Source organism: Nostoc sp. 'Peltigera membranacea cyanobiont' 232 (genome assembly GCF_002245985.1).
In the GTDB taxonomy this organism is placed as follows: Bacteria; Cyanobacteriota; Cyanobacteriia; order Cyanobacteriales; family Nostocaceae; genus Nostoc.
Window position 1 is genome coordinate 36784 of sequence record NZ_NOLK01000038.1, and the last position, 12066, is coordinate 48849.

10 protein-coding genes are annotated in these 12066 nt (G+C 40.1%); 6 read left to right on the plus strand and 4 right to left on the minus strand.

Annotation, left to right across the window (positions count from 1 at the left end; translation table 11 throughout):
* Positions 1-69 precede the first annotated feature (69 nt).
* From CDG79_RS44840 to CDG79_RS15180, 4 genes are all read left to right on the plus strand, one after another.
* On the plus strand, positions 70-192 hold the full coding sequence (locus tag CDG79_RS44840) for a hypothetical protein (RefSeq protein WP_262985802.1): 123 nt from the start codon (positions 70-72) through the stop codon (positions 190-192).
* 35 nt (positions 193-227) lie between these two features.
* A complete protein-coding gene (gene crtD, locus CDG79_RS15170; protein ID WP_094342861.1) occupies positions 228-1757 on the plus strand; it encodes a C-3',4' desaturase CrtD in 1530 nt (509 codons plus the stop codon).
* A 101-nt stretch (positions 1758-1858) separates the two neighbouring features.
* A complete protein-coding gene (locus tag CDG79_RS15175; RefSeq protein ID WP_094342862.1) occupies positions 1859-2965 on the plus strand; it encodes a saccharopine dehydrogenase family protein in 1107 nt (368 codons plus the stop codon).
* A gap of 238 nt (positions 2966-3203) precedes the next feature.
* Positions 3204-3593, plus strand: coding sequence for a hypothetical protein (locus CDG79_RS15180; protein WP_094342863.1), 390 nt, complete (start codon positions 3204-3206; stop codon positions 3591-3593).
* 190 nt (positions 3594-3783) lie between these two features.
* On the opposite strand, the gene CDG79_RS15185 is transcribed toward CDG79_RS15180, so the two are convergent.
* Positions 3784-5082: a cation:proton antiporter gene (locus CDG79_RS15185; RefSeq protein ID WP_094342864.1), complete on the minus strand. Its 1299-nt coding sequence runs from the start codon at positions 5080-5082 to the stop codon at positions 3784-3786.
* Positions 5083-5525: 443 nt separating this feature from the next.
* Between CDG79_RS15185 and CDG79_RS15190 the strand changes: the two genes are divergently transcribed.
* Positions 5526-5795, plus strand: coding sequence for a hypothetical protein (locus CDG79_RS15190; RefSeq protein WP_094330359.1), 270 nt, complete (start codon positions 5526-5528; stop codon positions 5793-5795).
* A 185-nt stretch (positions 5796-5980) separates the two neighbouring features.
* On the opposite strand, the gene CDG79_RS15195 is transcribed toward CDG79_RS15190, so the two are convergent.
* A complete protein-coding gene (locus CDG79_RS15195) occupies positions 5981-7120 on the minus strand; it encodes a glycosyltransferase family 4 protein (RefSeq protein WP_094342865.1) in 1140 nt (379 codons plus the stop codon).
* A gap of 50 nt (positions 7121-7170) precedes the next feature.
* On the minus strand, positions 7171-8340 hold the full coding sequence (locus CDG79_RS15200; protein ID WP_094342866.1) for a glycosyltransferase family 4 protein: 1170 nt from the start codon (positions 8338-8340) through the stop codon (positions 7171-7173).
* 511 nt (positions 8341-8851) lie between these two features.
* Here CDG79_RS15200 and CDG79_RS15205 point away from each other — a divergent pair.
* Positions 8852-11149 carry a hypothetical protein gene (locus tag CDG79_RS15205; protein ID WP_094342867.1) on the plus strand — a complete coding sequence of 766 codons (2298 nt, stop codon included), beginning with the start codon at positions 8852-8854 and terminating at the stop codon, positions 11147-11149.
* 420 nt (positions 11150-11569) lie between these two features.
* Here the strand turns inward: CDG79_RS15205 and CDG79_RS42410 are convergent, their stop codons facing one another.
* Complete coding sequence (locus CDG79_RS42410; protein ID WP_189525011.1) at positions 11570-11707, minus strand: hypothetical protein; 138 nt, start codon at positions 11705-11707, stop codon at positions 11570-11572.
* Positions 11708-12066 lie beyond the last annotated feature (359 nt).

The window sequence follows — 12066 nt, forward strand, 5'->3', positions numbered from 1 at the left end:
GTAGCCTTAGTAAGGAGAGGGATGTCCGATAGGACAGGGTGAGGTTTTTCTTTTGTTTTAGGTAATTTGATGACTTGTGTGTACACGGCACAGGTAGGTTTGGGTTGTGTAGACGCGGTTTCTAACCGCCCTTTTATCTGCGATGCCTGCGGCGGGCTACGCCTACGCTCAGAGATTAAGGTAAAATTATAAATAAAATATATTAAGAATCTTAAACAAACTAACCAATGTCCAGCATTTCTCTTGACAAAAGTAACTCTCATATTGTCGTCATCGGTGCGGGAATAGGTGGACTGACTGCTGGAGCATTATTAGCTCATAGAGGTTACAGCGTCTTAATTTTAGATCAAGCTCTCGTACCAGGAGGTTGTGCTTCGACGTTTAAACGCCAGGGATTTACCTTTGATGTGGGAGCAACTCAGGTGGCGGGGTTGGAAGCAGGGGGAATTCACCACCGCATTTTCTCAGAATTGTCAATAGATTTACCAGAAGCAACGCCTTGCGATCCTGCTTGTGCAGTATATTTACCTGGAGAAACCACCCCGATTAACGTTTGGCGCGACCAAGAGAAATGGCAAGAGGAACGACAAAAACAGTTCCCCGGTAGCGAACCGTTTTGGCAATTGATGGCAACTTTGTTTAATGCCAGTTGGGAATTTCAAGGACGCGACCCAGTGCTACCACCCCGTAATTTATGGGATTTGTGGCAGCTAACGCAAGCGGTGCGTCCCAGTACATTAATTACCGTACCCTTCACTTTGTTTACGGTAGGAGATGCTTTACGCTTATGTGGACTGGGAAATGACCAGCGATTGAGGACTTTTTTAGATTTGCAACTGAAGCTATACTCCCAGGTGGATGCAGAGAATACAGCATTACTTTATGCCGCCACAGCGTTGAGTGTATCCCAACTTCCCCAAGGATTGTTTCACCTCCAGGGAAGTATGCAAGTATTAAGCGATCGCTTGGTACAATCTTTAGAAAGAGATGGCGGCAAATTATTGATGCGCCACACTGTAGAAAAAATCAAAGTAGAAAACAGCAAAGCTACTGCTGTAGTCATTAAAAATCAGAAAACTGGCGAAGTCTGGACAGAAGTCGCAGACCACATAGTTAGCAACGTCACCGTGCAAAACTTGGTGCAATTATTGGGAGAACAAGCGCCATCTGGATATAAAAACCGGGTGGAAAAACTACCCCAAGCATCGGGTGCGTTTGTGGTGTATTTGGGTGTAGATGCTAGCGCCATTCCAATTGGGTGTCCTCCCCACTTGCAATTTTTGTATGATGCTGATGGCCCCATTGGCGAGAATAATTCCCTATTTGTTTCCGTTAGTCATCCTGGAGACGGCCGCGCACCGCAGGGGAAAGCGACAATTATTGCTTCTTCATTTGTCGATCCTGCACAGTGGTGGCAGACTGAAGATTATGAACGACTAAAAGAAAAGTTTACCCAAGAAGCGATCGCTCGTCTTGCCCAATATTTCTATCTCAAACCAGAAACGATTATTCATCAAGAAGCCGCAACACCCCGTACCTTTGCCCATTTCACAGCCCGCGATCGCGGTATAGTTGGCGGTATAGGTCAAAGAATACCCACCTTTGGCCCCTTTGGGTTCGCCAATCGGACACCAATTCAGCATTTGTGGTTGGTTGGTGATTCCACCCATCCCGGCGAAGGTACGGCTGGAGTGAGTTATTCGGCGCTAACGGTAGTCAGGCAAATTGAGGCGCAAAAACTTCTTAATTACCAATAATCGAAAAGTCCTCCTTCCTTAGCAGGCAAGTCATACTTGTAACCGATGGCAAACAGGACACAAAACTGATGAAATAAGGTTAGTGTTGCCAATCTGGAGTAATGACAGACAGAGTTTTAATTCTTGGTGGACGGGGGCGGATTGGTAGTAGTGTTGCTCAGGATCTAGCTACCCATACGCAAGCTCAAATTACGATTACTGGACGTTCTGCGGAATTTGGCAAGGCTGTTAGCTTGTCTTCAGGCGGACAAGTACAGTTTTTGGTATTGGACTTGGCAGAAGTTGACAAATTGCGAGATGCGATCGCAAACTCTAACTTAGTCATTCATTGTGCTGGGCCATTTCACTATCGAGATACTAATGTTCTCGAAACCTGTATTTCTCAAGGCGTTAATTATGTAGATGTCAGCGACCATCGTTCTTATACCATAAAAGCTCTCAATTATCACGAACAAGCTGCTGCTGCTGGTGTGATGGCAATTATTAATACTGGGATTTTTCCTGGTATTTCTAATAGCATGGTACGTCAAGGTGTTGAACAATTTGATAAACCAGAAAAGATCCATTTAAGTTATTTGGTGTCTGGTTCTGGTGGTGCTGGCATTACAGTGATGCGGACAACTTTTCTGGGGTTGCAGTATCCTTTTGAGGCTTGGATAGATGGAAAATGGGAAATAATTAAGCCTTATAGTGAAAGAGAAATAGTTGAGTTTCCACCTCCATATCAACGCAGTGGAGTTTACTGGTTTGATATGCCAGAAACCTTTACACTACCCAAAGCTTTCCCATCAGTAAAAACTGTAATTACTAAGTTTGGCTCTATTCCCGATTTTTACAATCACCTAACTTGGATTGCAGCACACGTTTTTCCTAAATGGTTAATGCAGCGTCGTTACATGATTGAATTTCTATCTCATGTTAGCCATTCAATGACAGATGTCACTAATAACTTTAGTGGAATTGGGGTAGCAGTTCGTTCAGAAGTTACAGGACAAAAAAATGGTCAAACTGCCGTTTATTGTTCAACTGTAGTGCATGAAAATACAGCGATAGCTTCTGGTTGTGGCACAGGTAGTATTGCCCAATTACTCCTAGAAGGTAAACTCAACAAACCAGGTGTTTTTGCTGTGGAAGAAGCACTCCCAACAGATTTATTTGAAGAAGTAATGCAAAGTCGAGGAATTAAAATTAATCATAGTTGGTTATAAGGGATTTTCAACAAATAAATTACCCAATCTTGTGGGGTGGGCATCTTGCCCGCCTTTATTTATGGGTATAGATTCTAAAACGTTCAGATTACATTAACTGAACTATAGGTAAAAATTAATATACCTTGCGGTAGAAGGAAGAACTGTACCTAAACACTTAGGATGCCTGTGAGCCTTAAATTTTGAATGTATTTATACATGACCAAGGCTTATAAGAGAAAACTAGGAGGGTTTTTCCATGCAAAAAATTCTATTAACTTTAAAACAAGCGTTATGTTCAAGCTTTTTAGTTGTTTGCTTGATGGTTTCCATCAGCTTGTCAGGTTCATTTATTTTCGTTCAGCAAGCTAGTTATGCAACTACACTTGAAGAATTGAAGCTAGTACCTCCAGAGTATAAACCAAATTCTGAAGAAAAAATTAATCGTGCAAACGAATACGATCCAGGTGTTGGCGTTCAAGAAGAAGAACGAGAAGAAGCTTATGAGCAAGCAATAAAAGATTCCAAAAATCTTAATACTATAGAGAAGACTTACGAAAGAAATTTGAAGGCTGAGAAAGAACAAAATCCTCCAGAAAGTTTTGGTGAGAAAGCAAAAGAAGTTATTGAAAAGGTAACAGGTAAATAGAGAATCCTAACCACCAAGCACTTCCTTACTAGCGTTGCGTTGGGGAGTAAGATTCAAAGCCTTTCTCTGGTTTGGAGTACACAGGTTTAGAAAATTAAATTGTAGGGTGCGTTGTCGCTTTAGCGTAACGCACCATCAACAATTTAAGGTGCGTTAGCCTTCGGCATAACACACTCTACAAAAATTACTTTTATTCAAATTCATCAATTGTGGCTGGAGGAGTAGATTTTTTCTGATTAGCAAAATTGCGCTCATACCACTTCATTAATGGAGTTGCACTGGTGCCATGTATAATCACAGAAGCTACGATAGTGGTGTAAGTTATCCAAGCAATTTTTTCGGCAGCTTCACCTTTTAAGCCATTACCAAAAGCATAGGCGAGATAATATAATGAGCCGACACCGCGAATACCAAACCATCCAAATAACCAACGAGTTCCTGGATGAAAGGTTCGGCGGTGTGAGTCTAGAGGGCGCTTACCTATTGTGCTAATCCAAACTCCTACAGGTCGGATTAGGAATAATAACAAAATTACTACCAACAAAGATTGCATAGCATAATTGAGCATTGGTTGCAATAACAATATTGAACCCAATACTAAAATTGTTCCAACTTCCAGCAGCTTTTCAACTTGTTCAACAAATTCTAATTGTGCTAGTGGTTTTTCAGGATTGCTGTAACTTCGTTGGACAACTAATCCAGCAACAAATACTGCCAAAAATCCATAGCCATGAACCATTTCTGTTAAAGAATAAGTTATTAGAATTGTGCTGATAGCAATAAAATCTTCCATTAACTTATCAGCAGCACGGCGTTTTTGAACTTTCTTTTCAATCCAAACTATAGATTTGGCAACGACAATTCCCATAATAATGCCAACTGCGATCGCCCAAATTAAATCAACCGCAATCCACTGTTTAAACCAGTTCCCCCAATTATCATCTTTTAACGCATGAAGACCAAAATAAACGAAGGGAAAAGCTAAAGCATCATTTAACCCACCTTCAGAAGTTAAACCAAATCTCAACTCATCTTGGTCGTTTGTATCGGTCAGTTGTACTTCTGATGCTAATACTGGATCTGTAGGTGCAAGAATTGCTCCTAATAAAATTGCTTCTCCCCAATTCATTCCTAAAAATAATTTACCCACAACAGCCAGGGCAAAAATTGAAATTGGCATCAGAAATACAATCAATCGCACTGTAATATCCCAAATGCCCAACCTTAGAGGACGAACAATTCTTAAGCCGCAGCTAAAGACAGAAATAATTACTACAAGTTCTGTTATTTTTTCCAGCAGTTCAGCGTTGAAAACTTCATCTCGACGTAATTGAATCAGTCCTAAGCCATAAGGGCCTAGAAAAATACCAACTATTAGGTAGATAATGGCAAAGGAAAGAGGTAGGCGAGCAATCCAGCCTGACCCTAATGTTACCATCAGCAGAAGTAGACCAATCACAAATAGGTCAATTATATAGAGATTTACCATATAGCCATTTGTATAAAATTATGCGTTACTTTGTAAGCTTAATTGCAATATTTTTTTATTAGAATTACCTATGGGCAGATTTTCTGGGATTAGGGATTTAAACGCGCCACCAAATTGCAGAAAAAGGGAATAGTTAACAATTCAAAATTCAAAATTCAAAATTCAAAATGACGCTCTCTACGAAATGCTGCGCGTGGCTTTGCCGGCCATCGGTATCGCACTTCGATTCTTCGCGCCCCTAAAATAATGGGATGTAGCACAGAAATATGGCTAATGTACACCTGTGCGCTGCGATGAAGAGTCTATCTACTCTACTTTCTCACTCAGATATTGACCAACTTTAGTACAAATATACTATAATAGATATAGCGTCCACAAAGCCTAATGAAATGCCTAACGGCTGTGTGAAAACCTTCCAGAAGATGGATTCAAGGGTTAGTTCGATGATGAAGCATTACATTCTCAACCTCAATCCGACTGCCAAACATGAATGGGATCGGTGTATTTTACGCGACCCTTTAACTGCCAAACGCCCAGACATTGCAAAATTAATTGCTGAAGCGGTTGGTGCTGATACAGGCAGTTATTTGGTGAGCGTGAATATCGAAGTTCAAGTTTTGCAGCAAGCCGCAGTCCCTCAAGCAGAACAGCTCTCGCTTTCGTTTCCAGAGGTGAGTGTGTCGTCACAACCACAATTGCGGGAAGCGGCTTAATGCGATCGCTTAGAATATCTGCGTAGCTAATTTAGTGTAGCTAAGTTGAGAGCAAGATTAGCGATCGCTCAACAACTCATATTATTTAACCAGACAATGTAAGATAAGGGGCTTCCAAAAAACAAATTATCCCAAATTATTTGTAGGGGATCTTGGCCAAAATCCCCTACTTCTGCCACAGTGTACTAGAATCTGTGAGACAACAGTTGGGCAATTTGCTGATTAATAGTTGCAACATCAAAACGCCGACTAGCAGTAGTCTTGGCATTATTAGCTATAGTTGCAGTTATTTCCGTCTCCTGAAGACAGGTGATAATTACTTGTGCAAGTTCCTGGGGTTCTCCTGGTGTCACCAAAAAACCATTAAGCCCGTGTTCCACCAATTCCATTACACCCCCAGCTTTTGCTGCAACTACAGGTTTTCCACATAACATTGCCTCTACAATCACTCTACCAAAGGGTTCGGGGGAAGTAGAGGTATGTGCCACCAAGTTACAAGCTGCCATTAACTGGGGAATATCGGAACGAAATCCTAAAAATTTAACGCGGTTTTCTAGTCCCAGTTCGGCAACTTGTTGGTGTAACTTCTGGACGTAATCTTGTTCGCCAAACAGGGCATCACCCACTAAAATAGCTATCACCTCTTGCGGACATTTGGCAAGGGCATCAATTAAAATGTGCTGTCCTTTCCAAGGTGCAAGACGGCTAAAGTGTCCGACGACAAATTTACCTTCCAATCCTAACTTTTCCTGCAATTTACTAATGTCATATTCATCAGTTTGATAATTTTTTGGATCGAAGCCGTTATAGACAACTTCGATTATATCTGAGCATCCTCCTGCTTGGATAAAGGCTATTTTACTAGCTTGGGAATTAGCAATTACTAATGAGGCAAAACGATTAGCTAAGTTAATAGCAATGCGAAGATTAGTTTGGCTAAAATGTTCTGTGGAAAGAATATCATGTAAATGATAAACTAGAGGACGACGACTAAAAAAACTTGCTAATGCTCCAACAACTAATGCCTTTTGGGTGTTGGCATAAATTAAATCGTATTCACGTGCTTTTTTAATTACCTTAGTAATCAAAGGTGCAAGTTGTCCCAAACTCTTTAATCCTTGCACCAAACTACTTTCTTTACGAACTGGGATTGCTTGAGTTGCAAGAACTTCTACTGGGATATGATTTTGCTGTAGTAAATCTTTAAATGGCCCATCTGCAAATAAACCTACTAAAGCATGATGGGAATATGGTTTAGCAATATCTATTAAACACAATTCTGCACCACCTGGTTTCCCACTTTGGTCTAAGAAAAAAATTCTCATAAAACTTCCTTATAATACAATATAGAGATGCAGAGTTTTGCGTCTCTAGTTTAAGCTAATAAAACATTCCGTACTTGTTGGGCGATTTGATTCCAGTCGTAGTGTGTGGTGGCGTAATGGCGACAGTCCGAACGTGAAGGTATGGGGATGTTTCCCAAAAGCGCTTGTTCTAATTTTTCAGCAATAGCTGAGGCTTCTATTGAAGTAGTAATTAAATCGGGTGAAAATTCTGATAAAATTTCTGGCATTCCCCCGACTGGTGTACATAAAACAGGAGTACCACAGGCTAGAGATTCAACTATTACTAATCCAAATCCTTCAAAAGATTGACTAGGCATTATAGTCAATTCCGCAGCTTGATAAGCTATAGGTAATTGCTCATCAGGGAGAAAACCTAAAAATTTAACGTTGTCATTTAGTCCTAATTCTGTAGCCTGTTGTTGGAGTGCGGCTTGGATGTGACCGCGACCTGCGATCGCTAGCCAAACGTCTGGTATTCTGGGCTTAATTATAGCCAAAGCCTGCAATAATTTGTCAACTCCTGTTCGATGTACTAAACGGCGGGATGTAAATATTATCCGGCGATTATTTGGCCAGCCTAGTTGTTTACAAGCCTCTTGGGGTGATAAATTTGGTTGAAACCAATCAATATCAACTCCACCAGGAATAACATTAATTTTGCTCCACGGTACTTGATATTTCTCATGTAGAATTTTACCAAATGCTTTGCTCAGAACAATGAAGCGATCGCAGCGATTATAAGTGTTTTGTTCTATTAGCCAGTGTTTGATCAAAAGACTAAGATTTTTATTAACTACCTCTTGCTGACTCTCAGAAGCCCAAGGGCCATGAAAATTAAAAGTAACTGGTACACCCTTTGGCAAAATATCTAAAAGAGGAAAACTATATAATGCAAAGTGCAGATTAATAGCATCTGGTTTGCTTGTTCTTGTTTTCTGGAAATTACTTCTGATCGACCATAATCTTTGCCAAATAGGACTATCGGGAGAAGCTAAGTTAGTCAGCATAATTGGCGAATTGATTTCAGCCTCTGGTAGACCAACTCCGCATAATTCAACCTGGTCTTTATTGGCTGCTAATTTATGAGTTAATTCATAAATATACCTTTCTAATCCTCCGGGGTTTTTGGGAAACCAGCCTAATCCCAAAGTAAGGATAGATGCAGGCGATGAGGCAAAATTTTCTGGTTTATTTTTCACTAATATGTCTCCTATAAATATATAAAAACAGTAGGTATGTACAAATGTAAGCCCCTAGAAAATATTCAAAATATTAATTACTATAATTTCCAGAACCGGATTGAATCCACATTCGCAAGAAGATTTTTATATAGAACACCAATTTATAAACTATTTATATGTCAACGTCAACAAGGGATAAAACCTTGTGTTTTTATTAACTACACAACACTGATTATGATATATATGATACTTGTCAATTAACAAAGGTAAATGCTAGATAGAGAGAGCCAAAATTCACTATAAGTTAACAATTATAGAAATATCATGTATTAATATTTACTATTTTTGGTTACTAATCAGTAGCTATTAATACCTCCAGGAAGGTTTTAGAGATATTGTCTGAAAAATTAAATAATCAAAGGATTTTTATAAAGATAGTGTAAAATCATCGTTCATTTATAATAATTATATTTTTTACTGATTTCCCAAAAAATGATTGTATATAAATAATTAAAAGCTGAAAAACTATATGATAAATAAATTAATGACGAAGTTAGGAAAACTTCGTTGCAAACTTAATCAGCATATCAAAAACTTATCTAATTTTAGATATTTTCCAAGAAGTAAAACTTTCAATTTTTTACTCAGCTTGACTGTTGGATTTATTGTTACTACCCTTGGAATTACAACGGACTGGGCAACAACGGAAACACCGACGCTTCCATACAAAATATCGTGGACAAGTAATTCTATTGACAGTACAAATCTGCTGGTACAAAACAATATTGAAACACCCAGGCTTACCTACAAAACATCATGGATAGGTAACACTATTGGCAGTGGAAATCTGCGGGTACAAAATAATATTGAGGCAATGTATGTTGCACCTGATGGCACAGTTTATACCAACAGCCATTGGGATGAGGCGGGAATGGAGGCAGCTATATATAAAGATGGTAAGGTTATTGGTGCTATTGGGGATACTCACGGTTGGAGTCGTGGAGGTGGCATAGCTGTAACCGCAAATAGTAAATATATTTACCTTGCCATGACTCAGGGATCGAAGGGCAAAACCGATGAAGATTATCCCCCTGAAGGAACAGCTTGGCACTGCGTTAGACGCTATGATTTATCGGGAAAACCTGCACCGTTTCCTGAAGGGCGTGGCTGGGATAAAAGTATGTTAATTAGCAGTACTAAAAGTGAAGTCACTGGATTAGCAACTGTAGGAAGTGAGTTGTATGTGAGCGATTTTGCTGCTAACCACATTCGTGTCTACGATACTGAGACGATGAAGGAATTACGCAGCTTTACTATTAACAATCCGGGAGCAATAACTATTGATTCACAAAAAAATCTGTGGATTATTCAAAGTAAAAATGGTAGTAATCCTGCCAAGATTTTACATTATTCCCAGAGTGGAAAGCAATTGCCTCAACAGATTGCAGATATCGTTGAACCAACTGCGATCGCAATCGATCGTCAAGGTAAGCTGTTAGTGGCAGAAAATGGCCCGCGTCAGCAAATGTTGATTTATGACATCAAAGATCGGCCAGTGCAGACGGGTAGTTTTGGCTCTAAGGGTGGTATCTATACAGAAGTTGCGGGTGAAGTTCGAGATTTGAAGCTTTACGGGCTTACCGGAGTTGGTGCAGATGCTTCAGGTAATATCTATATAAATAGTAATGGTTTCAACAAATCGGGAACAGATTTGCGGAAATTTTCGCCATCGGGAAAACTAATATGGCGATCGCTGGGATTGATATTCGTCGATAATGCAGATGCCGATCCTAAAACAGATGGTGTAGATTTATTCACCAAACAAGAACACTATCTCATGGATTACAGTCAGCCTGCTGGTAAGCAATGGACTTACAAAGCCTACACCTTAAATCCTTTCAAATATCCTCAAGATCCACGTTTGCATACATCGCCAGATGGAACATTTGTTCGCCGCATCAAAGGGAAGCCGTTTTTGTTCCTCACAGATATGTATAACAGCTTCCTGCAAATATATCGTTTTAATCCAGCCACAGATGGTAAAATCGCTATCCCAGCCGGAATGTTTGTCGGTAGCAATGGCGCAGACAAACCATTTCTCGCTGGAAATTGGCCGCCGAATCAACCACAAAAAGGGGAATGGATCTGGCGCGATCGCAACGGTAATGGCAAATTTGAAAAGAATGAATATGATACCAGCAAAGATTATCCCTATGTCGGCGGCTGGTGGGTAGACAGCAAAGGAGATGTTTGGAAAGCTTTGCGAACAGAAAATGGCATTCGCCACTATCCTTTACAGGGAATAGATGCTAAAGGCAATCCCATCTACAACTATAGTTCGGTGGAAAAGCAAACAACTCCCAACATATTTAACGACTTCCGGCGAATCGAATATTTCCCCGAAACAGATACTATGTATTTGTCAGGCTTCACAGTAGATCGCCCCGCATTCGGTGATGATACTGGAGTTGCTGGATCTGAGATTGCCCGTTTTGACAATTGGAGTAAAGGAAATCGTACTCCCAAGTGGCGAACTGTGATTCCCTACGACACCACCGGGAAACGTGAAGTATCTACAGCGGCCATAAGTGTGGCGGGAGATCGTGTATTTGCCGTGACAGTCAAAACCGCAGAGGTATATGTATATAATGCCAAGACGGGAGCGCAAGTACAACAGTTAAAACCAGGCCCAGAAGTTGGTAGCGAAAGTGGCTGGATTGATATACCCTATGGTATCCGCGCTTTTCGTCGTTCAAATGGTGAGTATCTGGTATTTGTGGAAGAAAATTGGAAAGGAAAAGTGATTGTGTATCGGCTGGCGGGGTGAGCATTTACAATTACTAATTCGTAATGACGCTCTCTACGAGACGCTAAAAGCGAACGAATACTCATTGACAATAGTCAATTGCTCGATTCGAGTCCGAATCAGATTAAATCATCTGCGGTTCCTCAACCGACAACTGTTTTGGGAACCCTGGTAGTTGCTATGTTGGGTGTAGCACTCAGCAGCAACAGAAGAAGCAAGGTATTTGTTAACAAGAAGGTGTCGATAGTCTTTATGACTTCAATGCCACAAATGAACTTATTCAAGTATCAGAGACTGGTTTTGGTGGGTGGTTATTAATAGGTTCACTTCAGAAAATTCAGTTTACCGTCGGAACATCTGCAATTACTAACGAAGAGCGATTTATTTACAATAGCACTACAGGTGCATTGTTATTTGACCCAGATGGCAGTGCATCTGGGTTTACTCAGGTAAAATTTGCACAAATATCTGCTGGATTGTCACTAAGCAACAACAATTTTGTGGTTGTTTAATCGGAATTAGCGCTCTTCGATCGCCAACAGGTACGGTTTGCGAGGTGCTATTTTTAGCATATTGCATTCCTATTGCTCAATGGAAGTCGTTTTGGTCAGCGATCGCAATTATTGCACAGATAATATTATCGGTGTAAATGTAGCCCTCGGTAGGCATTAAAAATTAGAAGAATATAAAGAATATACAAAGCTCAGTATTCGTATATACATTGATTGGTCAATAATATGAAGCTTGTGTAAAAATGCTGATTCAGCACAGACATTTAAGTAAGATATTGACTATGTAGTTATTCTGAGGGCTATTAAGATGTTCTCTATGTTCAAGCTAGATACTCACGGAACATAGCCCACAAGGAGGGCATAAAAATCTCTATCTTACTTTTAAGCTAGTAGGACTTAGGCACTGGCAAAAAACTAAATATGAAC

Bases quoted from the DNA above. Each gene is read 5' to 3' on its own strand.
- CDG79_RS15175 (WP_094342862.1), top strand. From the start codon at position 1,859: ATGACAGACAGAGTTTTAATTCTTGGTGGACGGGGGCGGATTGGTAGT.
- CDG79_RS15185 (WP_094342864.1), bottom strand. From the start codon at position 5,082: ATGGTAAATCTCTATATAATTGACCTATTTGTGATTGGTCTACTTCTG.
- CDG79_RS15205 (WP_094342867.1), top strand. From the start codon at position 8,852: ATGATAAATAAATTAATGACGAAGTTAGGAAAACTTCGTTGCAAACTT.
- CDG79_RS15180 (WP_094342863.1), top strand. From the start codon at position 3,204: ATGCAAAAAATTCTATTAACTTTAAAACAAGCGTTATGTTCAAGCTTT.
- crtD (WP_094342861.1), top strand. From the start codon at position 228: ATGTCCAGCATTTCTCTTGACAAAAGTAACTCTCATATTGTCGTCATC.
- CDG79_RS15195 (WP_094342865.1), bottom strand. From the start codon at position 7,120: ATGAGAATTTTTTTCTTAGACCAAAGTGGGAAACCAGGTGGTGCAGAA.
- CDG79_RS42410 (WP_189525011.1), bottom strand. From the start codon at position 11,707: ATGCAATATGCTAAAAATAGCACCTCGCAAACCGTACCTGTTGGCGAT.
- CDG79_RS44840 (WP_262985802.1), top strand. From the start codon at position 70: ATGACTTGTGTGTACACGGCACAGGTAGGTTTGGGTTGTGTAGACGCG.
- CDG79_RS15190 (WP_094330359.1), top strand. From the start codon at position 5,526: ATGATGAAGCATTACATTCTCAACCTCAATCCGACTGCCAAACATGAA.